This is a genomic window from Sphingobacterium sp. UBA7253, assembly GCF_002472745.1.
Lineage (GTDB): Bacteria > Bacteroidota > Bacteroidia > Sphingobacteriales > Sphingobacteriaceae > Sphingobacterium > Sphingobacterium siyangense.
Window position 1 is genome coordinate 1 of record NZ_DKSP01000175.1, and the last position, 25744, is coordinate 25744.

The 25744-nt window shown below is 38.4% G+C and carries 32 protein-coding genes; 24 read left to right on the forward strand and 8 right to left on the reverse strand.

What is annotated here, in order from left to right:
* On the reverse strand, positions 1 to 946 hold a 946-nt coding region (locus B2X72_RS17585), incomplete at its 3' end, for a TonB-dependent receptor (RefSeq protein WP_286850897.1).
* A gap of 282 nt (positions 947 to 1228) precedes the next feature.
* Here B2X72_RS17585 and B2X72_RS17590 point away from each other — a divergent pair.
* The 4 genes from B2X72_RS17590 to B2X72_RS17605 all read left to right on the forward strand — a co-directional run bounded on the left by B2X72_RS17590 (position 1229) and on the right by B2X72_RS17605 (position 3347).
* Positions 1229 to 1741 carry a DUF4269 domain-containing protein gene (locus tag B2X72_RS17590; protein ID WP_175441984.1) on the forward strand — a complete coding sequence of 171 codons (513 nt, stop codon included), beginning with the start codon at positions 1229 to 1231 and terminating at the stop codon, positions 1739 to 1741.
* A 17-nt stretch (positions 1742 to 1758) separates the two neighbouring features.
* Positions 1759 to 2316, forward strand: coding sequence for a Crp/Fnr family transcriptional regulator (locus B2X72_RS17595; protein ID WP_070565449.1), 558 nt, complete (start codon positions 1759 to 1761; stop codon positions 2314 to 2316).
* Between the two features lie 77 nt (positions 2317 to 2393).
* Positions 2394 to 2711: a DMT family transporter gene (locus B2X72_RS17600; protein ID WP_046674567.1), complete on the forward strand. Its 318-nt coding sequence runs from the start codon at positions 2394 to 2396 to the stop codon at positions 2709 to 2711.
* A gap of 165 nt (positions 2712 to 2876) precedes the next feature.
* Positions 2877 to 3347: a hypothetical protein gene (locus B2X72_RS17605; RefSeq protein WP_286850898.1), complete on the forward strand. Its 471-nt coding sequence runs from the start codon at positions 2877 to 2879 to the stop codon at positions 3345 to 3347.
* 91 nt (positions 3348 to 3438) lie between these two features.
* Here B2X72_RS17605 and B2X72_RS17610 read toward each other — a convergent pair whose 3' ends face one another.
* Positions 3439 to 4170, reverse strand: a complete 732-nt coding sequence (locus tag B2X72_RS17610; RefSeq protein ID WP_286850900.1) for a 3-keto-disaccharide hydrolase — start codon at positions 4168 to 4170, stop codon at positions 3439 to 3441.
* 683 nt (positions 4171 to 4853) lie between these two features.
* Here B2X72_RS17610 and B2X72_RS17615 point away from each other — a divergent pair.
* The 9 genes from B2X72_RS17615 to B2X72_RS17650 all read left to right on the forward strand — a co-directional run bounded on the left by B2X72_RS17615 (position 4854) and on the right by B2X72_RS17650 (position 13991).
* Entirely contained in the window at positions 4854 to 4976 is a 123-nt protein-coding gene (locus B2X72_RS17615; RefSeq protein ID WP_256604641.1) for a hypothetical protein, read from the forward strand.
* Between the two features lie 27 nt (positions 4977 to 5003).
* Positions 5004 to 5381 (forward strand): DUF7674 family protein, encoded by a 378-nt coding sequence (locus tag B2X72_RS17620; RefSeq protein WP_070565445.1) that lies wholly within the window; start codon positions 5004 to 5006, stop codon positions 5379 to 5381.
* Positions 5382 to 5459 carry a potassium-transporting ATPase subunit F gene (locus tag B2X72_RS26680; protein WP_084823209.1) on the forward strand — a complete coding sequence of 26 codons (78 nt, stop codon included), beginning with the start codon at positions 5382 to 5384 and terminating at the stop codon, positions 5457 to 5459.
* 141 nt (positions 5460 to 5600) lie between these two features.
* Positions 5601 to 7286 (forward strand): potassium-transporting ATPase subunit KdpA, encoded by a 1686-nt coding sequence (gene kdpA / locus B2X72_RS17625; protein ID WP_286850901.1) that lies wholly within the window; start codon positions 5601 to 5603, stop codon positions 7284 to 7286.
* A gap of 26 nt (positions 7287 to 7312) precedes the next feature.
* Complete coding sequence (gene kdpB / locus B2X72_RS17630) at positions 7313 to 9322, forward strand: potassium-transporting ATPase subunit KdpB (RefSeq protein ID WP_070565441.1); 2010 nt, start codon at positions 7313 to 7315, stop codon at positions 9320 to 9322.
* Between the two features lie 25 nt (positions 9323 to 9347).
* A complete protein-coding gene (locus tag B2X72_RS17635; RefSeq protein ID WP_070565439.1) occupies positions 9348 to 9914 on the forward strand; it encodes a K(+)-transporting ATPase subunit C in 567 nt (188 codons plus the stop codon).
* A 47-nt stretch (positions 9915 to 9961) separates the two neighbouring features.
* The gene (locus tag B2X72_RS17640; RefSeq protein ID WP_070565437.1) at positions 9962 to 11047 is read left to right on the forward strand and encodes a porin; all 1086 of its coding nucleotides are present in this window, start codon (positions 9962 to 9964) and stop codon (positions 11045 to 11047) included.
* A gap of 61 nt (positions 11048 to 11108) precedes the next feature.
* A complete protein-coding gene (locus tag B2X72_RS17645) occupies positions 11109 to 12230 on the forward strand; it encodes a histidine kinase (RefSeq protein ID WP_070565435.1) in 1122 nt (373 codons plus the stop codon).
* Between the two features lie 24 nt (positions 12231 to 12254).
* Positions 12255 to 13991 (forward strand): HAMP domain-containing sensor histidine kinase, encoded by a 1737-nt coding sequence (locus B2X72_RS17650; RefSeq protein WP_070565433.1) that lies wholly within the window; start codon positions 12255 to 12257, stop codon positions 13989 to 13991.
* 127 nt (positions 13992 to 14118) lie between these two features.
* Here B2X72_RS17650 and B2X72_RS17655 read toward each other — a convergent pair whose 3' ends face one another.
* Both B2X72_RS17655 and B2X72_RS17660 read right to left on the reverse strand, forming a co-directional pair.
* A complete protein-coding gene (locus B2X72_RS17655; RefSeq protein WP_070565431.1) occupies positions 14119 to 15120 on the reverse strand; it encodes an aldo/keto reductase in 1002 nt (333 codons plus the stop codon).
* Positions 15121 to 15202: 82 nt separating this feature from the next.
* A complete protein-coding gene (locus B2X72_RS17660; RefSeq protein WP_070565429.1) occupies positions 15203 to 16111 on the reverse strand; it encodes a helix-turn-helix domain-containing protein in 909 nt (302 codons plus the stop codon).
* Positions 16112 to 16295: 184 nt separating this feature from the next.
* On the opposite strand from B2X72_RS17660, the gene B2X72_RS17665 reads away from it, so the two are divergent.
* The 7 genes from B2X72_RS17665 (at position 16296) to B2X72_RS17695 (ending at position 20033) form a co-directional block, all read left to right on the forward strand.
* Positions 16296 to 16649 (forward strand): arsenate reductase family protein, encoded by a 354-nt coding sequence (locus tag B2X72_RS17665; protein WP_070565675.1) that lies wholly within the window; start codon positions 16296 to 16298, stop codon positions 16647 to 16649.
* A 715-nt stretch (positions 16650 to 17364) separates the two neighbouring features.
* Positions 17365 to 17763, forward strand: a complete 399-nt coding sequence (locus B2X72_RS17670) for a hypothetical protein (protein ID WP_217493528.1) — start codon at positions 17365 to 17367, stop codon at positions 17761 to 17763.
* Between the two features lie 72 nt (positions 17764 to 17835).
* On the forward strand, positions 17836 to 18012 hold the full coding sequence (locus B2X72_RS17675) for a hypothetical protein (RefSeq protein ID WP_286850904.1): 177 nt from the start codon (positions 17836 to 17838) through the stop codon (positions 18010 to 18012).
* A gap of 33 nt (positions 18013 to 18045) precedes the next feature.
* Positions 18046 to 18783 (forward strand): DUF1266 domain-containing protein, encoded by a 738-nt coding sequence (locus tag B2X72_RS17680; RefSeq protein WP_070565427.1) that lies wholly within the window; start codon positions 18046 to 18048, stop codon positions 18781 to 18783.
* A gap of 70 nt (positions 18784 to 18853) precedes the next feature.
* Complete coding sequence (locus tag B2X72_RS17685) at positions 18854 to 18982, forward strand: hypothetical protein (protein ID WP_286777247.1); 129 nt, start codon at positions 18854 to 18856, stop codon at positions 18980 to 18982.
* Between the two features lie 138 nt (positions 18983 to 19120).
* Positions 19121 to 19495: a hypothetical protein gene (locus tag B2X72_RS17690; protein ID WP_139144972.1), complete on the forward strand. Its 375-nt coding sequence runs from the start codon at positions 19121 to 19123 to the stop codon at positions 19493 to 19495.
* Positions 19496 to 19586: 91 nt separating this feature from the next.
* Complete coding sequence (locus B2X72_RS17695) at positions 19587 to 20033, forward strand: hypothetical protein (RefSeq protein WP_070565421.1); 447 nt, start codon at positions 19587 to 19589, stop codon at positions 20031 to 20033.
* Position 20034: 1 nt separating this feature from the next.
* Here B2X72_RS17695 and B2X72_RS17700 read toward each other — a convergent pair whose 3' ends face one another.
* Positions 20035 to 20484 (reverse strand): hypothetical protein, encoded by a 450-nt coding sequence (locus B2X72_RS17700; protein WP_070565419.1) that lies wholly within the window; start codon positions 20482 to 20484, stop codon positions 20035 to 20037.
* A gap of 303 nt (positions 20485 to 20787) precedes the next feature.
* On the opposite strand from B2X72_RS17700, the gene B2X72_RS17705 reads away from it, so the two are divergent.
* Positions 20788 to 21222 carry an SRPBCC domain-containing protein gene (locus B2X72_RS17705; RefSeq protein WP_070565417.1) on the forward strand — a complete coding sequence of 145 codons (435 nt, stop codon included), beginning with the start codon at positions 20788 to 20790 and terminating at the stop codon, positions 21220 to 21222.
* Positions 21223 to 21267: 45 nt separating this feature from the next.
* Complete coding sequence (locus tag B2X72_RS17710; RefSeq protein ID WP_046674583.1) at positions 21268 to 22053, forward strand: alpha/beta fold hydrolase; 786 nt, start codon at positions 21268 to 21270, stop codon at positions 22051 to 22053.
* A gap of 34 nt (positions 22054 to 22087) precedes the next feature.
* Here the strand turns inward: B2X72_RS17710 and B2X72_RS17715 are convergent, their stop codons facing one another.
* Entirely contained in the window at positions 22088 to 22288 is a 201-nt protein-coding gene (locus B2X72_RS17715; protein WP_046674694.1) for a YqaE/Pmp3 family membrane protein, read from the reverse strand.
* A gap of 285 nt (positions 22289 to 22573) precedes the next feature.
* On the opposite strand from B2X72_RS17715, the gene B2X72_RS17720 reads away from it, so the two are divergent.
* The gene (locus B2X72_RS17720; RefSeq protein ID WP_139144971.1) at positions 22574 to 22777 is read left to right on the forward strand and encodes a hypothetical protein; all 204 of its coding nucleotides are present in this window, start codon (positions 22574 to 22576) and stop codon (positions 22775 to 22777) included.
* A gap of 106 nt (positions 22778 to 22883) precedes the next feature.
* Here B2X72_RS17720 and B2X72_RS17725 read toward each other — a convergent pair whose 3' ends face one another.
* The gene (locus tag B2X72_RS17725) at positions 22884 to 23429 is read right to left on the reverse strand and encodes a hypothetical protein (protein ID WP_070565414.1); all 546 of its coding nucleotides are present in this window, start codon (positions 23427 to 23429) and stop codon (positions 22884 to 22886) included.
* A gap of 343 nt (positions 23430 to 23772) precedes the next feature.
* Here B2X72_RS17725 and B2X72_RS17730 point away from each other — a divergent pair, with 343 nt between their 5' ends.
* Positions 23773 to 24123, forward strand: a complete 351-nt coding sequence (locus tag B2X72_RS17730; RefSeq protein WP_254667696.1) for a GNAT family N-acetyltransferase — start codon at positions 23773 to 23775, stop codon at positions 24121 to 24123.
* 200 nt (positions 24124 to 24323) lie between these two features.
* Here the strand turns inward: B2X72_RS17730 and B2X72_RS17735 are convergent, their stop codons facing one another.
* Positions 24324 to 25100, reverse strand: coding sequence for a transglutaminase-like domain-containing protein (locus B2X72_RS17735; RefSeq protein WP_286850906.1), 777 nt, complete (start codon positions 25098 to 25100; stop codon positions 24324 to 24326).
* Positions 25101 to 25744 lie beyond the last annotated feature (644 nt).

The window sequence follows — 25744 nt, forward strand, 5'->3', positions numbered from 1 at the left end:
AAGCTATAAAATTAGTTCCTGGGTCTGTTCTTCGCTCAAGCTCGCCGGTTGCAAAAAAGAATAGCTTGTTTTTGATAATTGGTCCCCCCACGGTAAAACCATAGCCTTTTAAGCTGAAGTTGTTGACTGGTGCTCTTAGTCCGGCCGAATTGTATTTGTTGACTAAATTCTGATTTCTGAAATAATAATTTAACGAACCTTGTACTTCGTTGGTACCACTTCTTGTTACGGCATTGATTGCAGCACCGGTAAAACCATTTTGTCTTACGTCATAAGGAGCAATGTTTACTGAAATCTCCTCAAAGGCATCCATATTGATAGGTTGCGAGTTTGTTTGGCTTCCGATGGTTCCTTGTAGTCCAAACGCGTTGTTAAATAGCGCGCCATCGATGGTAAAGTTATTGGCAAGGTTGCTTCTTCCTGCAAAAGAAGGATTACCGTACTGCATCGAAAATTGAGGGGTCAGTTTGACAAAGTCTGTAAAGCTTCGATTGAGTGTGGGTAGATTTTGAATCGCTGTGCGGGAAATGTTTTGTGCCGCACCTGTTCGGCCGGAGTTGAAGACTTTGCCCTGTCTCGTACCTACAACGACAGCTTCATCCAATACTTGCGATGCGGACTGCATCTGAATATCTAATGTTGAGCTTTGTCCCAAAGCCAGTTTCTCGATCTGCTTGATATTGGGTGAATGCCCAAGATAAGTTACAGTGATTTGATAAGGGCCACCAATTCTCATATTGGGGAGATTATAGCGTCCATCACTTCGCGATGAAGTAACGTACTTTGTCCCAGAAGGTAAATGTATGGCTTCAATTGTCGCCCCATTGATTGGCGAATTTCCCTCTCTGACGGTTCCATTCAGAGCAGAGGTGGTTTCATTTTGCGCATAGGTAAGTGAGGTACCGATTGTGCTTAGCAAAATGCTGGTAATCAAATGTTTTCTCATTTGTTTTGTAGCTGTTTAAATGACTAGGTGATTTTTAAACCGCGATAAAGGTAGGAGAGTAGTATTGATTTTGTGTTAAGTAAATATTATTTAACGGTTTCCACTGTCGTAGGTATAAACCGTTTTTTATTATTGATAATTCAGTCCAATCTTGCTTGCGGCTATTTTTTAATTTTGATTATGTTTACGTTTTTTCTTTTGTTGTTTAGTATATTCAAACCTATCTAACCGGATTGGATTTTATCGTTACTTATGACCATAAATTTTAAAAACATAGATTATTTGAAGTTTGGAAACGACGTGCAGAAAAAAGCCTATCGGTTATTGACTGACTATCAAATTACTACTCTTCTTGATGCTTATGATCCGATTGTAGTTGGTACGATACCGATTCAGCTAGATGTGGGTGGGAGTGATATAGACATTATTCTTTGTGTCGACGATTTTGATGCTCTTGAAGAAATGCTGTCTCTTAATTTTTCGAAACATGCACATTTTCGGTTACAGCGGCCGGCCGATCGTGTAATCATCTGCCGTTTCACGATTGAAGAGCAGCTTTTTGAAATTTATGCAACGGATAAAGCAACTGAAATTCAGAGTGGATACTTACATATGCTTAAAGAGCATGAAATTATTCAATTGAGGGGTGGAGAATTCGCTGAACAGGTCAGACAGCTCAAGAGGAGTGGGATAAAAACTGAGCCTGCATTTTGTCAGCTATTGGGAATTGAAGGCGATGCATATACAGAACTTCTAAAGTATAATCCAGCAGATAACACGATGAACTATGAATGATTTTAATCTATAATAGAATGAATCCCCTAGTTGAACAGTTCAAAAAATATGGCTATCTCAATGAAGCAATTGAGAAAGCGGTAGAAAATAGAACGCGTTATTTCTTTAAGAAAAAGGGCGAGCATTTTTTGAGAGAAGGGCAGCATTTATCCAGCTATTTTGTTTTAAGTACAGGATTACTACGAGCTTATTTTTTTAAAAACGGACGTGAAATGAACAGCTGGTTTGGTGAGGAAAACCAGATTTTTGGATCGATTTTACCCGTTTATACTGAAAAACCCTCTTTTGAAAATATTCAGCTTCTTGAAGATTCCGAGATCTATGCTATTTCTGTAGACGATTTAAATGAATTGTATAGAATTTATCCTGAACTAAATCTTATCGGTCGGAAGATTGCCGAGGAGGTTTGTATTATTCTTGAAGAACGGATTATGTCGCTGCATACCGAATCTGCAGTAGAACGATATCAATCGCTCATACGCTTACAGCCAAATTTGTTAAATAGAATTAATCTCGGTCATATTGCATCATATTTGGGGATTACACAAGAAACACTTAGTCGGATCCGGCGATAAGGTACGATTTTGATATAAGTCAAAAAATGCCCCTCATTTAGCGATTATCTTTGCTGTAGAAATTTAAACTATTGAAAATGAATTGGATTGCATTGATCATCGCTGGCATTTTTGAAATTGGCTGGCCGCTCGGATTAAAAATGGCTCAACAGCCAGATTCAAATAAATTGGGTTGGATCATATTGGCTATTGTTTCTATGAGCATTAGTGGAGGATTATTGTTTTACGCTCAAAAGGCAATTCCTATCGGTACAGCTTATGCCGTATGGACAGGTTTGGGAGCTGTGGGAACATTGATTGTTGGAATCTTTTTTTTCGGAGATTCTGCCAATATATTTAGGCTCCTTTCAGCAACATTGATCGTCGCTGGAATTATCGGTTTAAAAATATTCTAAAAAGCCACAGGAAATGCTATTTATGTTAGGGAAGATTTAAATAAATTATAAAGGTGAGCTCAATTTGCTTGACTAGAATGTTCAAAGTCGTTTGAAACGCACTTTTTTAATCAAAACTCCTTATAAAAGAGTAGGTTGGGATGATTTTTGCTTGATAATCAAATTATGAGGCAAGAACTAGCAGAAAAAATAGAATTGTATAGTAAAAGGTACGGCCTATTTATGCGGCCGGAGTATGTTAGCTTTGCTCGGGACACGACAAGACTTTTGCTTCGCAATGATTGCCTCAGTGAAGGTGATATAAAAGCGTACCAAGACTATATTGCTTCGCATTATCCGGAAGATCTTCCCTGGGAAATGAAACAATATCAGGAAACGACCAAAGCATTGGAACGAATGAGTAAGGAAATGGCAATTGCTTGGGTGAATACGCATCAAATCAATATTTTCGAATCCGATATTTTTATCGATGATGAAGATTCAATTTTGCGCCCTATTCAGTCAAAGGATGAAGATATGTTTCGCTATAATTTTAATGCGTTGGAAGAACTCATCTACAATCACCAAAGACCAGAAGATCTATTTCGGCGGAATAGGGATTGTTTTTGGATAGATACAAGAATTGAATGGCGGTAGTAATACTTCTTGCGATATTTTTTATAATCGAGACGCTAAAACAATTTTTTGTTTTAGCGTCCAAGTCCTTCGCATATCTGAAGGACTTTTTTTATAAAAGCTTTATTTTTAGATTTCTAAACGATACGCCTCTCGACCAATCCTGCAGTGCTAATTTCCCATTGATATGCTTACCAAACTCCGGATAATCTTTGAAATTACTATGCTTTACTAAATCTTTCCATTTAGCTGAATTAAAATCCATTTCAGCGGTGATTTTTCCATTTAGGAAGAATGTAATTTTTCCATCTTTCTGAATAATACTGGATTCATTCCAATCATCTTGCGTTTTAATGTTGACAAAGTTTTGTTGCGGTAGAAATGTATAAAGACAGCCCGAACGCTTTAGCGGTTTATCAAAATCAGGATGGGAATCTGCCAACAGTTGGTACTCCGGTCCAGAATGGTAGGTCGCATTAATATCGGGTCTTTCCTGTACGTTGACAAAAACGCCACTATTTCCCTCTTTTTCCAGCTTCCATTCAAACTTAAACTCATAATTTTTATACTCTTTGTCCGATACCAAGTCGTATTTTTGGCTTTCACTGTTTGGGTCACAGTAAATTGTTCCATTTTTTACAATCCAGGCCGTAGGCGCATTTTTGCTATTATTGTACGTATGCCAATTGTTGAGCGTGTTACCATCAAATAAAAGTTGCCAGCCATTACGTTGCTCTTCTTCTGTCAATGTATTGGGACTGCTTTTTTCATTTTGACAGGAGAGTAAAATACAGCCCAGAAAGACCCATAAGGTGATTTTTTTGAAAAGGTTTAAGTTTATCATTGTTTTTATTTTTATAAGTGTCTTTTTAATACGTTTTCCCAACCAATATGTATTCCCTAAAATAATTTTTAATGTGAACTTTTGGAGACAATTTCATATTCCTTTGCAAATTTGTTACATAGTGCTTCTGCTAATACTTATCCCGAGGTTCACATATTCTCCCATTCATTCATGAATTTTTAAAATGTGCTGGCCCATCATTTTAAAAGATAAATCGGCTCAAGCCGTCTATACTTTTTTGGTCACCTTTCAAGCATAGATGACAAGGTACACATTATAATGATTTGATCACATTTTCAGCATAGTCATTCTCATTTTGATAAAATAACCTTATCAAAATGATAGGATTCTCCAATTCTATTTTGTCACTTATTTTTTTATATCATCTGATTAATAGCGTTTTATGATGTTTTTCGGTACAGTGGAACAGGATTTGGCTTATGGGGACAAATGAATGTAAATATGAAAACAGGACGGAAAAGAAAAGTATGTGGTAAGAGTCCGCCGAGGGGGACGATCGGCAAAGCTACTAGCATTAAATTCAAGTTTAAAAAATGAAATCGCAAGTCACTAATAAAGTTTAACAATGGTAATAACAATCATACTCATCATAACTGGACTATTTTTCTTCTGGTTATTCTATAAAATGGTCGACTTTTTCGGCAAAATATAAAATAAATAATATGAAAGAGAAGCAAGAAAATAAAGGCAGAGGTTCCGCTCATAATGTGTCGGGCGACCGTATAGCGAAGGTCATCGTAGTGGTATTGATTATTGCAATGATTTTTCAACTCTATATCGGGTAGATTTTGATACATAGTTTTACGAACAACATGAAAAAATTAAATCAATACGGTGCAGGTCTGTATATGGCGCTCCATTACAAAGAAATCCGATCAGAGATTAGTTTCCTATTACGGAAGCACAATTTTGCAGGAGCTTTACAGGCTGTTATTAATCATCTTCGGAGCTTAATAGTACTGCAAAGCACGGACAAAATCTGCCAGCATATTCATTTTCTCGGAATGATTTATGGACGAGGAAACAATTATGTAAAATACATTTTGGAAAATCTTTTTGTTAGATCTTTAGGAGGTCTTCGACGTATAAGTTCGGTCAATGCATGGGCAGAAATCGAAGCCCAGCTACCAACACCATTTTTAGAGGTCCTCAAAGGACAACAAATCCATAACCTTCTAAAATCAAAGTAAATGACAGCTTTATTTATTGTAGCACTACTGGTTTTTACATACATCTGTTATGTACTCTTAAGGCCAGAAAAATTTTAATAACAAGATTACTCATTCGTCATTGTCAGTGATGAAACTGCGCTTTCAGTCAGTCCTTTTGGCATTACGAAGTCAAAAGAAGGGCTTAAAGTTAGCTGACGATTGATCATGATACACTTTTTATACAAATCAATTAAAGAAATGAATACAGAGATTCTTGGAATCATAGTGATGTTCATCGTAACATTACTACTCGGACTTCCCCTCGGGAAATATATAGCTAAGGTATATGGTAACGAAAAGACCTGGTTAGATCCATTGTTTCAACCATTGGAACGTTTTTTTTATCGAGTGACAGGAATTAATCCCAATGTTCAGATGACTTGGCAACAGCACCTCGTTGCTCTTCTGACAATTAATCTACTGTGGTTCCTGTTGAGTATGGCTATCCTGATGAATATGGGAAGTTTGCCTTTAAATCCAGATGGAAATCCTGGAATGACTGCTGATTTGGCTTTTAATACCAGTATATCCTTTTTGGTTAACTGTAATCTCCAACACTATTCTGGGGAGTCGGGCGTGAGTTATCTAGGACAAATTTGGCTCATGTTTCTCCAATTCGTGACTGCAGGCGTGGGAATGGCTGCTGCAGTGGTTATTTTTAAAGCTTTTAGGGATAAAACAACAACGCAATTGGGCAATTTTTACGATTTCTTTGTGAAATCTTGCACCCGCATTTTACTCCCTATCTCGGTCCTGGTTGCTGCCATTTTCGTGTTCCAAGGCATGCCGATGACATTCGAAGGTAAGGACAGTATGATTACAGTTACTGGAGATACCGTACAGGTAAGTCGAGGACCAGTAGCTGCCTTTGTTCCAATTAAACATCTGGGAACAAATGGAGGTGGTTTTTTTGGTGCGAACAGTGCGCATCCATTCGAAACTCCCAATTATTTGACCAACATGGTGGAAATGATTGCCCAGTTTATTATCCCGATGGCGATGATATTTGCATTCGGCTTTTTTATTCGCAAGCGTAAATTTTCATGGATGATGTTTGGCGTGATGACCATTGGGTTTATCATCCTGACGATTCCAAATATAAAAATGGAAATGGCTGGAAATCCAGCGATCGCACAGATGGGTATTGATACGTCTATGGGGGCTATGGAGGGAAAGGAAGTACGTATTGGTGCCGCAGCATCCGGCTTTTGGAGTATTGTCACAACGATGATTTCGACGGGATCAGTCAATTCTATGCATGATAGTTACATGCCCTTATCTGGTATGAACGAACTGATAGCCATGATGGTGAATGCCTTTTATGGCGGTGTGGGCGCGGGGATACTCAATTTCTTCATTTTTATTATACTCGCCGTTTTCATTAGTGGCTTGATGGTGGGGCGCACACCAGAGTTTATGGGTAAGAAAGTTGAAGCGCGCGAAATGAAAATCGCCATGATTGTTGCTCTTGCCCATCCTTTTCTAATCCTTGTCGGTACAGCACTTGCGACAGCATTTCCAGCCCAAGGTGCTTCTACATTGAATAACCCTGGATTCCATGGTTTTAGTGAAATATTGTACGAATATACTTCATCCGCAGCCAACAATGGTAGTGGTTTTGAAGGTCTTGGAGATAATACCATTTGGTGGAACATTTCGACAGGTATCGTATTGTTACTCGGCCGATTTATACCGATTATAGGCCCAATTGCTATTGCTGGGTTATTGGCTGAGAAGAAATTTATACCTGAAGGCGAGGGAACGCTAAAAACTGATACAAGTACATTCGGTTTAATGGTATTCGCTGTGATCGCGATTATTGCAGCACTCTCTTTCTTCCCTGCGTTGGCACTGGGTCCAATTGCGGAATATTTTTCCATGTAATACGTAAAAATTAAAGAATTCTAAAAATGAGCAGTCAACAAACATTGTTTCAGAAAGAGCTTGTACAACAAGCGTTAAAGCAATCTTTCGTGAAGCTAAATCCTAAAATAATGTTCCGTAATCCAGTGATGTTTACCGTGGAAATCGGGACGTTGATTATGGCCGTGGTTTGTCTTTGGATAATGACCGGAGAAAAATCACAAGGTACACTTGGTTATAATTTTACAGTATTTCTTATCCTATTTTTAACCTTGCTGTTTGGCAATTTTGCGGAGGCAATTGCCGAAGCCCGCGGAAAGGCGCAAGCAGATAGTCTTCGGAAAACTCGGGAGGAAACTCCTGCAACCCTGCGCGATGGTCGGGTCGTTTCATCCGCTCAATTGAAAAAAAATGATGTTTTTGTTTGTCAGGCTGGTGATGTAATTCCATTGGATGGGGAAATTATCGAGGGGTTGGCGACAATAGATGAAAGTGCAATTACCGGTGAATCAGCACCGGTGATCCGCGAGGCTGGGGGCGATAAAAGTTCAGTTACAGGTGGCACCAAGGTTTTATCCGATCGAATTGTCGTGCAGGTAACGACAGAACCGGGTGAAAGCTTTCTGGATAAGATGATCGCACTGGTCGAAGGGGCAAGCCGCCAAAAAACACCTAACGAGATTGCCTTAACCATCCTTTTGGCAGGTTTTACACTTGTTTTTATTATCGTAACGGTGACCTTAAAACCATTTGCGGATTATGCCAATGTCGGTATCACCATTGCTTCGTTTATTTCACTTTTTGTCTGTCTGATTCCAACGACAATAGGTGGTCTTTTATCGGCGATTGGTATCGCGGGAATGGATCGCGCACTTCGTGCAAATGTTATTACAAAAAGTGGCAAGGCAGTTGAAACGGCGGGTGACATTGATGTCTTGTTGCTTGATAAAACTGGAACCATTACGATCGGAAATCGTAAGGCGACAAATTTTTACCCCGCCGATGGTGTCATGAAAGAAGCGCTGGTACGTGCAGCAACATTGAGCTCCATGGCGGATGAAACACCAGAAGGGAAATCAATTGTTGAATTGGCTGGTGTCAACCCATCGAGCTATAAGGTCGAAAACCCGGCATTCATTAAGTTTACCGCCGAAACCCGTAGCTCGGGAATAGACTTTGAACAGACACGTATTCGTAAAGGTGCAACAGATGCTATTCGAAATATCATTGTAAAGGCTGGAAATCTATTTCCTCAGGAAATAGATGAGCGCGTAAAGCTTATTTCTCAAAATGGGGGGACCCCATTGGTCGTAGCCGAGAATGAACAAGTACTCGGTGTCATAGAATTGCAGGATGTGATAAAACCCGGGATTCATGAACGCTTTGAAAGGTTGAGAAAAATGGGTATTAAGACTGTTATGGTGACAGGAGACAATCCGTTAACGGCCAAATATATTGCAGAAAAAGCAGGGGTGGATGATTTCATCGCCGAAGCGAAACCCGAAGACAAGATGAACTATATCAAAAAAGAACAGCTTGACGGGCGATTGGTCGCCATGATGGGGGATGGTACAAACGATGCTCCGGCACTTGCACAAGCGGATGTTGGTGTAGCAATGAATAGCGGTACGCAAGCTGCAAAAGAGGCTGGAAATATGGTCGATCTCGACAATGATCCGACCAAATTGATCGAGGTTGTGGAGATAGGTAAGCAATTGTTGATGACCCGGGGTACGCTGACAACATTCAGTATTGCAAACGATGTTGCCAAATATTTTGCGATTATTCCGGCCCTGTTTATTGCGGCAATACCGGCACTTCAAGGTTTAAATATTATGCAGCTCAGTAGTCCACAAAGCGCCATACTATCGGCTGTCATCTTCAACGCAATTATTATCCCATTACTGATTCCTTTGGCATTAAAGGGAGTTGCATACAAACCTATAGGCACAAGCGCATTGTTACGGAGAAACCTGCTCGTTTTTGGACTTGGTGGAGTGCTCGTTCCATTTATTGGTATCAAGGTCATAGACCTGCTGGTTTCGCTATTTATCTAATACATTTTTAATAATTAAAGCAAAGATGAAAACACATATATATCCAGCAATAAAGATTACAATAGTTTTATTGCTCCTGCTGTCAGTTGTATATCCGGCCCTTGTTTGGGCAATAGCTCAGATAGCACCTAATCATGGAAAAGGGGAAATGCTAGCGTACAACGGGCAAAAGTATTACAGAAATATTGGACAGGCCTTTACGCGTGATGATTACTTCTGGTCGCGTCCTTCCGCTGTTGGTTATAATGCAGCAGGATCGGGAGGAAGTAACAAAGGACCCTCTAATGGGGAATATCTTTCGGAAGTTAAGGCCCGTATTGATACGTTCTTAGTCCACAATCCCACCGTAAAACGCGAACAGGTACCGGTAGACATTGTTACAGCCAGTGGCAGTGGTTTGGATCCAGATATCTCGGTAGAGGCCGCAAAAATACAAATCGATCGTGTTGCGAAAGCAAGAGGTATATCGGTAAATAGCTTACAGTCTCTCGTTGATGCTCACGTTCAGACCCCTCTATGGAATATGTTTGGACCTCGCAAAATCAATGTCCTTGAACTAAATATTGCTTTGGACAAGATGGTTGAAAAATAAAATTGACCTGATGGGTCATTGATTTACACTTTACAAGAACGATATACATGAAAAAACTAGCGATGTTGGCCTGTTTACTCGCAGGAGCAACACAATTATTTGCACAGCAAGATACAACTCAAAATACCCAATTGTCTATCAGTGGTTACCTTGAAGCATATTACCTTCGGGACTTTAACAACCCAATTGGAAATACACGCCCAGGCTTTGTATATAGTCACAACAGAACAAATGAAGTAAACATAAACTTGGCACTTTTAAAAGCTGCGTACGAAACAACCAATACACGTGCAAATCTTGCTTTTGGTGTCGGTACATATATGAATGCGAACTACAGTGCGGAACCCGGTGTCTTAAAAAATATTTACGAAGCGAATGCCGGTGTTCGTATCTCGAAAAAACATAATTTATGGATCGATGCTGGAATATTTTCTTCCCATTTGGGCTTTGAAAGCGCTATAGGAAAGGATAATTGGACTGTAACAAGGAGTATTTTTGCTGATAATTCCCCTTATTTTGAAACCGGCGCAAAAATATCCTATACATCCGCATCAGGAAAACTATTTTTAAGCGGGCTTATTTTAAACGGATGGCAGCGGATTCAACGGGTGGATGGTAGCAGTTTACCTGCATTTGGACATCAATTAGTCTATAAACCGACAGCTAAATGGACTATCAATAGTGGTTCTTTTATTGGCAGTGATAAAGCGGATAGCGTCAGACAGATGCGCTATTTTCATAATCTATATGCCATTTATCAAATGAATGAAAAGCTGGGAATTACATTCGGATTTGATATTGGAGCGGAACAAAAAGCAAAAGGTAGCTCAACGTACAATGTATGGTACACGCCTGTGTTAATTGCACGATATGCGACGACCGAAAAATTTAGCTTAACAGCAAGAGGAGAATATTACAACGATAAGCATGGTGTAATCGTTTCGACTACGACAGATCAAGGTTTTCAAACGTTTGGCTATTCTTTAAATGCAGATTATGCAATTCTTCCCAATGTCGTTTGGCGCACGGAACTACGTAATCTCACCAATAAAGATGCTATTTTCCTTGATCGGACAAATAAGTTGGTGAAAAATAGTTTGACGGCTGTCACAGCACTTACAGTTAGTTTTTAAAACAATCGTTCCTGTCGTGTGTTGGATCGGCAGGGACTTTCTGAAATGAAAGGCAATAAAAATGGAAGAAAGGAAAAGCGCTGAACACTTTTTGGACCTTATCCGAAAATCGAGAAGAGGTCGCTTCAAACTTTATATCGGCATGAGTGCAGGCGTCGGAAAAACTTACCGCATGTTACAGGATGCCCATACACTTTTACAGGGAGGAATCGATGTGCGTATTGGCTATATTGAGACACATAATCGGAAGGAAACCCATCAATTGCTGGATGGTCTACCCGTTATAGCCCGACGCCATCTTTTTTATAAAGGCAAACAGTTAGAGGAACTGGATCTTTATGCTGTTTTGAATTCACATCCTGAGGTAGTCATTATCGATGAGCTGGCACATACCAATATTGAAGGTAGCAAAAATACCAAAAGGTGGCAGGATGTTATGGAGATTCTGGAAGCCGGGATTAATGTGATCAGCGCTGTAAATATCCAGCATATTGAGAGTTTAAACGAGGAGGTTAAAGCGATTACAGGGGTTGAAGTACAAGAACGTGTCCCTGACAGTGTTATTGATTCCGCCGATGAAGTCGTTAACATTGACCTTACTGCAGAAGAACTTATCATCCGCCTAAAAGAGGGCAAGATCTATGACGCTTCAAAAATTCAGGCAGCACTTCAAAACTTCTTTAAAAGCGAACATATCTTGCAATTGCGGGAAATGGCGTTGAAAGAAGTGGCTTCCCAGGTTCAACGTAAAGTGGAGATCGAAGTTCAACCTCAACGATGGGTACGAAAGGAGCGTTTCCTGGCTTGTATAAGTTCCAATGAAATAAAAGCAAAAAACGTGATCAGAAAAACAGCGCGCTTAGCAGGATATTACAATAGCAGTTGGTTTCTGCTGTATGTACAGTTGCCAAAAGAGCGTGGCGATCGGATAGCCTTAAATAAACAGCGACACCTGATCAATAACTTTAAGCTGGCGACAGAACTTGGTGGTGAAATTATCAAAGTGGAAAGTCATAGTGTGGCAAAAGAGATTATCGCTTTGTGCGAGCTCCGCAAGATCACCACAGTTTGTATTGGTAAACCACGATTATCTCTTTTAAGGATGTTACTTGCTAAGGATACATTTAGCAAATTGCTGACGCAACTGTCGACCGAAGATATCGACCTGATTATATTGTCATAATGATAAAGGTAAATTGTGAATAAGATGAAAATAAAAACGAAACTTACCTTTGGTGTAGGATCACTTTTTCTCATGATCTTTCTACTCGCCACTTTAAGCGGCTGGTATGTAAACCGGTTAAAAAAGGATACCGCAAATATATTGACAGCAAATTACAACACGCTGCTGTATGCCAAGAATATGTTATTGGCTTTGGAGGAAATTCCTGTTGAAAAAACTGCTTTTAAGAACTTCGAGGTCAACCTTGACAAACAACGGAGAAATGTTACTGAAGTCGGAGAGCAACAAACAACGAACGCGATTGCTGAACATTTTTTAAAACTGAAATATAAGCCCTTAGACATCACTATCATCTCGTCCATCAGAAAGGATATTGCTTTGTTAATGGAGCAAAATATGACGGCAATTTCTAGGAAGAGTATTGTTGCGGATCGCACCGCAGAACATGCAATTTTGGTCATTTCATTTGCTGGGGCACTCTGTTTTATTATTGCTTTTATATTGCTGGTCAATTTGCCGTCCAATATAGCTGATCCCATAGCAAAATTGACAGCGAGTATTCGACAGATTGCAGGACAGAACTACAAAGAACGAATTCAGGTACAGAGCGGAGGTGAGTTTGCTGAACTCGTCGCTTCATTCAATTCCATGGCAGAGAAACTTGAAGAATACGCTGAAAGTAAACTTGAAAAAATTTTAAAGGAAAAAAGTCGAATCGAGTCTCTTGTGGATCATATGCATGATCCGGTGATAGGCTTCGACGAAGAGCGACGTGTTATTTTTGTCAACGAGGAAGCGCTTCGCATCACCAATCTACATAAAGATCAACTTCTCGGAAGATCTGCTTTGGCGGTTTCAGATGAAAATGATCTTGCTAAAGATATTTTTAAAGACCTGTTCCTTCCCGTGGAGCAACGTGAAAAGAATGCTGTTAAAATTTATGCGGACGATAGAGAAAGCTATTTTGAGAAAGATGTTATCGATATCAATGTTTTGCCGACTGGTGAACTGGAATCAAAGTTTATTGGGCAGGTGGTTATCCTAAAGAATATTACGCCATTTAAGGAACTTGATCTTGCAAAAACAAACTTTATCGGCACCGTTTCTCACGAGTTCAAAACACCTATTGCTGCGATTCAGATGGGGGTTCAATTGCTGGAAAATGAACAAATAGGCCATCTGAATACCGAACAGCTCACCTTGTTAAACGGAATAAAAGAGGATTCTAACCGACTGCTTCAAATAACCGGTGAACTGTTAAATATGACCCAGGTTGAAAGTGGTTCCATCCAAATTAACTTACATACGACAGAAATACAGCCTATTATTGAATATGCTATCATGGCGAATCAATTTGCTGCGAATCAAAAAAATATACACTTTGTTATCGAGGTAGATCCCAAAGTGAAAGCTATCTTTGCTGACAATGAGAAAACTGCCTGGGTTCTTACCAATTTTCTTTCCAATGCGATACGTTACTCGCATGAAGATTCGGTCATTCGTATAGGGGTGGAAAATAACGAACTTAAAACAAAATTTATCGTTACCGACAGCGGGCAGGGGATCGAGCCTAAATATCTGGATAAAATATTTGCACGCTACTTCCGTGTACCAGGGTCCAAAAAAGGTGGAACAGGACTTGGTTTAAGTATTAGTAAAGAGTTTATAGAAGCGCAAGGAGGCGAGATTGGTGTTGAAAGTGATTATGGCGCAGGAAGTTCTTTCTATTTTTCATTACGTACTGCTATTCCCGATAATTAATACATACTAATCGGATCGTATCTGTTCCTATAGTGTATTATGACAACACGACAAAGTTGGATAAGGTGAGAACAGTTTTTGAGATTATAAGTGGTGCCGGCGAGCCACTCATAATCTCAAAAATGGATTAATGGTTAACTAAAGCCATAGCACCTTCGCTGTATCGAGCTCCGATATTAGGGTATTTATGGAGTATTTCATCGATTGTTTTTAAATCATCATTCGATAATTGTATGTCAAGGGCGCCCACATTTTCTTCCAGGTATTTTCTTTTTTTAGTTCCTGGAATGGGAATGATGTCATTTCCCTGTGCCAGTACCCACGCTAAAGCGAGCTGTATAGGACTACAGTTTTTATCTTTTGCCAGTAGAGAGAAGTCGGCGACCAATTGTGCATTGTTCAAAGCATGTTCGCCTTGATTACGCGGTAAGGTTCTTCTAAAGTCGTCCGAAGCGAGATTTTCTAGATTTAAAGAATTTGAAAATAATCCACGCGCTAGCGGTGCATAAGGAATTAAACTTATCCCCAATTGACGTACAGTCTTTTGGATTTCTTTTTCTACATCGCGTGTAAGGAGCGAATATTCGCTCTGTAAAGCAGCTATAGGGTGTACGGCATTTGCTTTGATGATTGAGGCGGGGGATGCTTCGCTTAAGCCAAGATACCTCACTTTTCCTTCTTTAACCAATTCCGCCATAGCGCCTACGGTCTCTTCGATGGGAATATTGGGATCTACGCGATGTGCATAATAAAGATCTATGGTATCTATTCCAAGGCGTTTTAAACTTTTTTCCACCGCTAATTTTATCCATTCGGGCGAGCCATCGAAGTAGGTGTTTGCCGTACCACTTGGACCTGCTACTTCATCTTTAAAGCGAAACCCAAATTTTGTTGCAATAAAAACTTTGTCACGGTTGGGAACAAGTACTTTTGAAATAAGCTCCTCATTGGCACCGTTGCCGTACATATCTGCGGTATCCCAAAAATTAATGCCTAGGTCCAATGCTCTTTCCAATGTAGCAATACTCTCTTTCTCGTCCGTAGGTCCGTATGCAAAGCTCATTCCCATACAACCTAATCCAATCGCAGAGAGTTTTTCATTTGTTGTTCCAAGATTTCTATATTTCATAATAATGATATTTTGTTTAATACAAAAGTATACATGGAATAAACGAAGGGAGTTAAGACAATCAAACAGATTGTTATACAATTCAAACAGTACCGCTTCGGACTTGGTTTGGGGACATCCCCGTTTGCTTTTTGAAGAAATTGGTGAAATAGGAAGGATATTCAAATCCTAGGCTGTAGGCAATATCCGATATATTCCAATTGGTATGCAACAACAAAGCTTTGGCTTCTTGGGCCACACGGTTTGCAATGTGTGTACTGGTGGTTTTGCCTGTGGCTTCTTTTACCGACCTGTTGAGGTGATTGATATGAACCGAAAGCGCATGAGCATAATCTGCAGGGCTTTTCAACTGTAGGCTAAGCTGAAGGGTATTGATTGGAAATTGTCTTTCTAACAGCTCAAGAAATAGTCCCGATACCCTGGTTGAAGCGTTGGTATAAGATCCAAAACTCGCTGCGGGACTCGATTTCATGGTTTCATGAATTAGAAGATGTAGATAACTTCGCAACATATCATCTTTATGAACGTAGCTTGAGTTCATTTCAACTACCATCTTCTGGAAGATTGCAGAAATTTCTGCTAATTGTGTTTCATCCGGAAAATAGATCGGATTGCTGCCTATCTTGAACAGCGGGGAGTCTTTTAGACTTTCTATCCGTTCACTATGCTGTATAAATTCCTCTGTAAATATACAATACCATCCTGATTGTTCTGAGGATTCCGGTTCCCAAGCATAGGGGACAACCGGATTCGCAAATAACATGGCCGGTTTATCGATTTGTATCCACTTATCTGCGTAATATAGTTTTCCACGCCCTATAATAAGGGAGGTTTTATAAAAATCACGGCGATTGTACGGAGATACGACGGTACAGGATTCTCTACTGAAAACATTGAAATGCCCAATTCCGGTATTATTTAGCGGCAAATCCAAATTAGTTAAACCTGGTTGCCTTTTGTAAAAATCTGTTACACTTTCGGCTGATTTCATATCACTAAATTAAAAAAAGTGAAACAATCCTAGGTCATAAATGGATCAGTTTCTCAAAAATGAATTCCAATTTTTGGTTAGCTAATGGTATTTTATTTAAACTGTTTGTGATCTTGTTCGTATTTTTGCCTTATCCAATAATTGTTTTTCTTTATCACAAAGATACCCTTTACATGTTATGGCCATGATTAAAATTTATCATAATAAAAATTGTAGCAAGAGTTGTAATGCATTGGAAGTGCTACAGCATCAAGCTCTGGATATAGAAGTGCAGGAGTACTTAAATGATGTTCCAACCAGAGACCAGTTGATTGAATTATTGGGGCAACTCAATTTAAAACCTTTGGAACTTATCAGAAAAGGAGAATCTGTTTTTCAGGAAAAATTCCAAAATCTTCATTTGACCGATGAGCAATGGATCGATGCGATGTTAACGTATCCGGTCTTAATTGAGCGACCTATCGTTGTAAAGGATGGTGTAGCCGTAATTGGTCGACCTATTGAAAAAGTTGTAAAGCTCATTCTGGCTAAACAATAAAGTTGGATTGATCCCTGTAACTTCTTTTTTATGAAGCATTTTATGAATATATTGACAGCTTTGTTCGATATTTTTTTTAAACTATTTGTCTGATCTAACTCATACTTATCTTCAGTGATCTGAACAGACTATTATTTGAGCAAATTAAGTTTATTGATGTCAAAGAGGCTATCTATGGTTATGTTTACTTAATCAAGGGCTTGCTGACGTATTCGGATGCAATATGCTGGTCATTTTTTTCTTATCATTTTCAAGGGCAACAAAGGAAAGATCAGACAGTACTCGGATTCTAGCTTTCGACAGTGCTTAGTCAGTGCTTGTTCAGTGATTACTCAGTGCTTGTTCAGTGATCATTCAGTGTAGACTGAATAAACAATGATTGACTACTGTCTAAAAATTGATTTAAAACTGTTATTAGATACAATTTGCTATCAATGTATTTCAGTTTTATCCTTGATGTCTATGACCTACTCTAGTAAATAAGGAAATCATACAGTCTACTTGTATTTAATTGGTTAAAATATTTGAAATTAACAATTGTCATGTTGTTTTCAAATATTGATTGTTAAGCTACAAATATCGCTAAGTTTTGACCTAATATGGGTTGCAGATTTAAGGGGTGAATAATTATGTGCAGATTTACGGTGATCAATGAAAACATGGGGTATGTTTTCACGATTTTACAGATTTAAATACTTCATTAAATATTTTTAGTTTGAAAAGAGTCCTCATTATCCTGTTCATATTGCTGGTTTCATTTTTAATTGCAGCGTTTTTTATAAAAGTCAACAAGAGGGAAACCTTACTCTATAAGATACAGCAGTGGGTTAGCTACGATGCAGCAGAATGGGAAAATTACAAAAAAAATAAGCAGCTATTGGCTTCCGGAGCCACCGAAGTAACGACGACAGAAGTGACGGCTGCCGAAGATGATCTATATCCGGTCGATACGAATCGCATATCGCCGGAATTTAGGGCTTTAGAAATCGAAAAAATTAAAAAGGCAGATTTTGGGCGAATAGTAATAGCAAAGTTACGACCCGATCATGAGGATGCACAAATTGCATTAATTCATCTCACAGATCGTAAATTGACCGATGTGATAATCAATTAGAAGATTAATATTAAAGTTGGAACTTGTTTTGAAAACCCAAAAACAGCAGGTAATTATCGCTGTGTAAGTTGTATGATTTTACTTTACAATCGAGAGAAGAAAGATTGGGTTGAAGCTCCAAACGGCGAGAATTTCTTGAAAAATGCCTATGATTTCTACCAGGCGTCCGAAGGGGATATTTGGCAAGCACGCGAGCTGTCCATGAGAAACCCGTACGATTATGCGCTGGTACCAAAATATAGTAAGTAAGATTTCTTTTAAGTAGTTAATATCAATACCGTTATGTTTAAATTTTTGAAAGAATTATTGAATGCGGCAAAGGAAGGTGTAAATGAAGCCAAAGATGAACTTACTTTGAAAGCCGAAGAGGAAAAAAGGGCGGGAAGTTTAGTATCTGATAACACTGTACTTCTGAATATTCCTTATGAAGAACAGTTTGGTAATGCGCTAGGAGCCGCATTTAGAGTGATTGTTTTTGGGGATTGGTTTACGGTATTCGGAAGTACCGGAGATGATGGTAGTTATCCGATTCACTTATATCAATTTGGTAATTATCCAAGAATTGATCAATATAGAAGTGATTTTATCAAATTGCTAAAGAGAGATTTTGGTATAACGGATAGAGAAACTTGTCTTCAAATGTTGAGTTCATACTTTACGTTACTTGGGATAGAAAAGACAGGGACCGCATTGGAGGGAAAAAACGGCAAAATTGATACATCCATTTGGGATATCTCCAAATCAGGGGTAAATGCCTTTGTTGTTGCTGTAGTGAGTCATATTACGACATCCGCAACGGACGTTGGATATTTAACAAAACCTGTGGCATTAAATGTTCTCAAGAGTTTGTCACTATATGCGAGAAAGCATTTTATTGATTGGTTGCAATTTTCCGATTATTTCCTGGAAGGAGAAGATCAAGTTGGTGTAAACAGTAAAATTGGGAAATCTTACTTGAAAAGGTATATTGGGTATCTTAAAGAAAAGAAAGGAAGTCCTTGGAATAATATCGCATGGTAGAATGGTAATCATTCCGTCTGAGTGTTGTCTCACGTGGCCTTCACATCCACTACATTTTACAGCTTTGGATTTGCTGTATCAATTTGAACAACAAATCGCTCAGAAACAACTCGGTGACCATAGCTATTTCGAAGGATTAGATGCTATCGAGAAAGATGAAGGGGGAATTCCGATGTTCTATCTGACTTGTGGAAGTTAATTTCTTTTTGTGGAATAAATGAATTCTAAAGGCATCATTTTGGTTCTCAGTTGTGTGTTGATCGTTGTCATGTTGATAGAAGTCTATAGGAAAAATGTAGCTAAGAAATATTTATACGGTGTTAAAAAAAGCTATGAAATGAATGATCATTTTGAGACAGATAAATTAAGAAAACTGTCATCACGTCCCTTTTTATTTGGTATAGAAGATAATCTGCTAAGTGACGAAGATTATTTTTTTGATGAAAATTATTTCTACGCTGTCGGTCGAAGAGGCGGGGCAGGTAGATCCTTTAGGTTAGTGGATATCATTGAGCTTCGTAGGACATCGACTCAAATTAATAATCACTATATCTGGCAAGTCGTCGTTCAATTGGATAGTAAGGGACAGTCCATTTTCAGTTTTACGCATAACTATTCCCTCTGGAATAGGAATTTCTATGCTTTTTATCAAAAAATACGGGAACTAAATCCACATGCAATCAAATCAAAATGGAGTTTGTGGAGGATGTAACAAATTCAATTTCAGCGTTTGTTTTGTACAGAAAAAGTTGTCGTAACTAAAACCGTAATCTAATAACTTTTGTTATCCTAAGTAAAAGTTTATGGGCAAATTACGATTATTGATCATGAATGTGTTGGCAATTTTTATTTATGGAGCTTGTCAATTTCCTCAGCGCCCACCACAATCCAGTACAAATGAATCTAATCACAAGGCACAAGAATTACCTTCTAACGTAACCTTTTTTGGTGGTGGAAGATCTAAGGAAATGAATATGGTATCAGGGAAAACAGATACTATTTTCATTTCAGTCCATCAGGCAGATTCGGTTCTTATCAAAATAAAAACTCCCATGGATACAGCCAATGTACGAATTAGTCAGCTTTTTCTGCCCGATGGTTCTTCTGATGGCCCTTTTGGCAAAGAGTTTACCTATAGATTTAAAGATATTGGCCAATATCATATTACTGTGAATGAGAATAAAATGATAGGGAATCATTATTCAGGGCCATATCTAGTGCAAATTGTGCCAATAGTTCAATCTTTCTAGGCTATTCGACATCACCTTTGTATTTAATCGTATTATTTACATAAAGTGCTGATTTTTTAGCATCATATTTATAGTTATCCTTTTGGTAAATGTCGTTTTCAACTTTATCTAGGATGACGGTTTTTTTACTGTCATCAGGTATGAATAATTCTACCTTTGATTTATCCTCGCTAAGGACAACAAAGGCACTAATGACAGCTTTTCCTTCTTCTTTCTCCGTTGGATTTAGGCGTAAGCCAACATTAAAGACCTGGATACATCGTTGTTTGATCTCACTCCAAGTTTGTCCTGCCGCGACCAAACAACCGTGCTCATCCTTGTTGCCGCCGATTGACGGGGTTACTTCTTCCTTGCTTTGATCACCTGCTTCTTTTGATTCATTGTTCTTGGGAGTATTATTACAGGCCGTGAAAGTAACAAGACTCATTGCTATAAATGCTAATTTTCTCATTTAAATCGGTTTTTATATGTTCCATGAGGTTCGTACAATAAATATACCACAGTCATCAGTTTATTCTTTAATCGACCCACTACGTTAAATTTTCCTCCTTTAATTAGCTATAAAGTGTATCTCTACAGTATCGCAGAAAAATGTGTAGCGTAGGTCAATATTGTCATAGGACAAGTCGAATTTCTGTATAGTTTATTAATATTGTGATGTCGTTCAATGTAGCCTTTTATCTCAGTACATTGAACGGAATGATTTTAAACCGGTGTAGATAGATAAAAGGATTCTTATCATTTAAAACATCCTATGAAACATAAAGATCAACCTGTAAAAAAATTGGTTTCGGTTATTTTAGTTGAAAAGCAGCTAGCCGATGTTTGGAAATACTGGAATGATGCTGATGCCATTATGCAATGGAATATTCCATTTGACGATTGGCACTGTCCGGCTGCTGGTATCGATTTTAGGGAAGGAGGGATGTTTAATTTTAGAATGGAGCAAAAAAATAGTCGCGAAGGATTTGATTATGTGGGTGTGTACGATGAGATTATTTGGATGGAGTCTATTGAAAGTAACAGTGGGGGAAGAAAGTGTATTGTGGAATTTCAGGCGATTGACAACAATACAATTATTCGCGAAACTTTCGACCCTGATCCGTTTACAAGTTTGGACCTGCAACAGTCTTTTACCGATGGGGTCTTGTTAAGTTTTAAAAAATTTATAGAAAACAAATCGCTGTAGAAGCGTGTTGCTAATGATAAAAATATAGACCATTTAGTATAAATTATGCGTGAAATAGAATCGAAAAGCGGTTATGCACCTGCTAACGGGATAAAACTTTACTACGAAATATTTGGCACAGGAAAACCTCTCGTTCTTATTCATGGTGGTGGCTCCTCCGGTTTTTCGGATTTTGAGGAGACTGTAAAAAGGTTGCATGATCAGTATCAGTTGATTTTGATAGATCTCCAAAATCATGGAAGATCCGATCATCGATCCTCAGCTGAAACATTCGAGCAGGATGCCAAAGATATTTTGGCTGTTCTAGATTTTCTTTCCATCGGAAAAGCTTCGTTTTTTGGCTTTAGTAATGGAGCGACAACCCTTTTGAAATTTGCGACGATGTATCCAGACAAGGTCGAAAAGCTGATAGCAGCATCTGGAAATACCAAAAGAGAGGGGCTTCTGGATGGTTTTTTTGAAAGTATGGAAGCGTCAACTATTAACGATATGCCGCCATTTCTGAAAGAGAATTTTATGAAGCTGAACCCAGATCCAGAGAAGTTTAGAAATATGTATGAAAAAGACAGCCAGCGCATGATACACTTTCAGGATTTTGACGCCGAATCCTTAACGCGTTTGACCTGCCCCGTATTTTTGCTAGGCGGAGACCAAGATGTTGTGAAAACGACACATTTAGCTGCTATGCAACAGCAGATTCCTGCTGCACGATTACTTATTCTACCGGCAAATCATGGCAACTATATGATGGCTGATTTTAATGGCGATGTCAACGTTGAACTGATTGATTTTACATTAAAACAAGTACAACAATTTTTGGAATCTAAATGATGTTCGGGTTATCGAATAACGGAGCCCTAATGATTTATCGGTAATTACGCATATTGCGTTCCAATTTGCGCATGCGCTGTTCATTTTTCCCGTCAACACGCGATGCAACCGCCCATATGGCTGCGGGTATCCAACCAAGTATAGTTATCTGAAGGATCAAACAGAGAATGCCACTTAGAATTTTACCACGTAAAAAAAACGATAACCAAGGAAGTAAAACTGCTATTAGTATCATAAGTAAAAGGTTTATAAACATTAAAATACAAAATTACGGTATTCACTACTAAAAATTGCAAATAATATCAACTTAAGCAAAATAAGTAGTTTTTTTTAGAATTGTAATGTATTGATATATAACGCTTAGTGGTTTTGCCCTGTTAGCTTATGTAAATGTTAAGAAAACTTAAAACATGCTATTGGATAGCCAAATTTAAAAATTTTAAGGAGGAGTGGCACCAAAGTTGATGTTTCCCTGTCGAATATTTTAGATGCAGATTACATATAATAAATGACGGAAAACATGGGAAACGATAATAATATTATTGAGAATTTAAACAGCAAATATCATGGATATCTAGAAGATGAGGGGAAATGGCTCAATGAAGGATTTAAGAATATTTTCATCGATGGGGAACCAAGTAAAGCAAATCTGAAAACCTCGGTTTATCTGATGTTACCCCAAGAGATCAGAGAATATGTCGATCAGTTGTTGCCCAACGATTGATTATAAAATTATACGAACAAGTAAATCAAATTAAAAGTTTACTAGGATCAGTTTGTCCTGATTTTAGTAAACTTTCTTCTTTAAAAAAAAGGACCAGTGAATCTTATTAAATGCCGAATTCTTTCACGGTTTGGCAAATTTGCTCTTTTTGTTTTCGGCTTAATACGTTCAACATGGTCAGGGTTTCTTTACCTTGAAAAGTCTCAAGCTCAAGTCTCGGACCCAACCAATTGCTTTCAATAATGCGGATATTAACGATTTGAATGTAGGGCACGAATACCAGCACATCCAAATCTGCCAAAGCCCAGACACTCCCGGTCTTTTTTTCGATCCGTTTAAAATACAATCCTTTTTTATCTGTCCGGGCTCGGATAACTTTCCTGCTGTTTTTTAGAAGAAGGAAGCCGCCGATAATAAAAGATAAGTGGAGTAACAGCATAAATAATGAGACTAAAAAGCGAAATACGTCTTTAAAGTCAAGTACCATGGCGCTGAAATTCTCTTTAAGTGAATTATGAGGATGATAACCGATAAAACAAGTCGATATCCCCATTAAAATCAAAATACTGCCAATGATAATGGATCGCCAATTTGGTAGGTAATAATTGATAAAGGTTTCACTGTCTGTAACTGCTAATTTTCTCCTTTTCATATCTAAATATAGGGACCTTATAAATTGACTGCATCGAAGAATTACAATTCGTTCAGAAGCATTTATAATTCGACAACTATTAGTTATAAGGGCATGAAGTCTGTTTTTGAAATTATTATGAACTTGTTTATTGGTCGCATCGAAATCCATGCTACCGAAGATTGGACCACTGTACATCTGCTATCTGGATGAGGTTGATACGAAAGAGTTAGGATACATTTACACTATAAATCAAACTATTTAATGAAATGAATTATAACATTAGAAAGGCAAGTCTTGAGGATCTTGATCAAGCAGCAACGTTATTCAATCTTTATCGAATTTCTATAGACAGGAATCGGATTTGGAAAAAGCCAAAGAATTTTTGAGGGAGCGATTTTTGAACGGAGAGTCAGAAATCTTTTTGGCAATTCAGGGCGAACATACGGTTGGTTTTGTTCAGCTTTATAAATTGTTTCATTATACTAAATTGCAGCGGCAGTGGTTGTTGAGTGATCTATTTGTGCATCCTGATCATCGGAGTAAAGGTCTTTCGGTTCGGCTTATAGATCGAAGTAAAGCTTGGTGTGAAGAGACTGGAGCTTGTGGTCTGATGCTTGAGACCGAGAAAACAAATGTTATCGGTAATAGTCTTTATCCGAGGTGTGGATTTGAATACGACGGCATGCATAACTATTATCATTGGTGGCGATAACTTTAATTGGATCGTCAGTGCACTCCAGCGCCTGGCGATCCAATTGGCAACTGAGATTAATTAGACGGCATCGACAGTCATTTTACCCCATTGGGCACTGCTGCCTGGATTAAGATTTTGAATCCGTGCTATCACTTCATCACCCACTGTTTTGTCAAAAATATTTTTCATAATTTCAATTTACGAAATAATAATCTACATTAATTGAAGTATAATATCACATTTAAAGGCTCATCGTTTACAGTTACTTTCTTTTCGGTAGGCCCACTTTTATTGCTGTACCTCAATGTATAAGACTGATTTTTTTTCACGATAAATGTTAAATGATCATTCGCATCCTGCAGTTTAGTAGCAGTCGAGCCTCCGCCAATTTGATCATTTCCTTGGAAGATATCTACATTGCATTTTGTTCTTCCTTCCGGTTGACATTGATCCTTACTGAGATACATGGTTACGTTTAGACGGGTGTAAGATTTGTCCTTCAATTGTTGGCTATATTGCTGATTGAATAGATCAATATAGCGCTGAGAAACATTATCGGCATACACTTCTGTTTCACTCCACGCCGGGAATGAGGTAGCTGCCGGTTTGTAGGAAGCCGCATAAATAGAATGTTCCTTGCTATTCGGATCGGCTTTACCCGCGTCTGCTAAAAACCAGCTGTAATTCAGGTCTTTGTCCGGATAATATTCAGTAAAATACCATTTACCATTAATCCACACCTCGACCCAACTGTGGTTACCACGGTTGTCATGCCAGTTTGGCGTTCCCGCAATCCGAGCCGGTATACCTACTGATCGCAATGCGTCGATCAATAAAATGGATAATCCGGTACAAGAAGCCATTCCTTGGCTTATCGATTCAGATGGATTTTGATCTGCTTTTTTTCGTTGCGTATTGTAATCGACTTTCACTTCATCTCTGATATTCTTATTTATGGCTACAATGGCATCTTTTATCGTTTTGCTATTTGTCACATATTTTGAGAAACGATCGTAGAAGTCACCACGCCAATCGTCGAGATCTTCAGAAAATACCCGATAGGGCAATACCTCATTTAGAAAAATTGAATCTGGAATTTCCTTTGCCCAGGAAAACGTTGATCTTGCCTGGTAAGCCTTTTCAATATTATGGATAAGATGCTCTTAATAGTCGTTAAATCATTCTTGGGCATATAAGCTATGAGAAAAGCTGCCCCTTCACGCATTTCTTTGGGTAGATTTGCTAGTACTTTCTCTAATTCAGTGCGATTCATGCCGGCAGCTTTTAGTGCATTTTTGACCGGTTTTTGATACTGACTTGGCAACGAGGAAAGCTTGAAATCTTGTGCAGATACGTTGAAAAAAATGGCTGTAGACAAACAGCAGAAAACGAAAGAAAATACCTTTTTGAACATCATATGAGCTTGCTTGTTCTTGATCTATTTAAATTAACACAATTTGTATATTTCAAACATAGATAAATTGATTTTTATATGTAAGAATACGTTTTATAGTCTGACTAGTAGCTTGGAAGCCCAATTTACTTAGTGATGTTTCTGAATTTGAGCAGAAGGACTCCCAAATAGCAAGCGACCACGAATGATGTACTTTTGGATTGCGCTGCACTTCTAAAAAGTCAA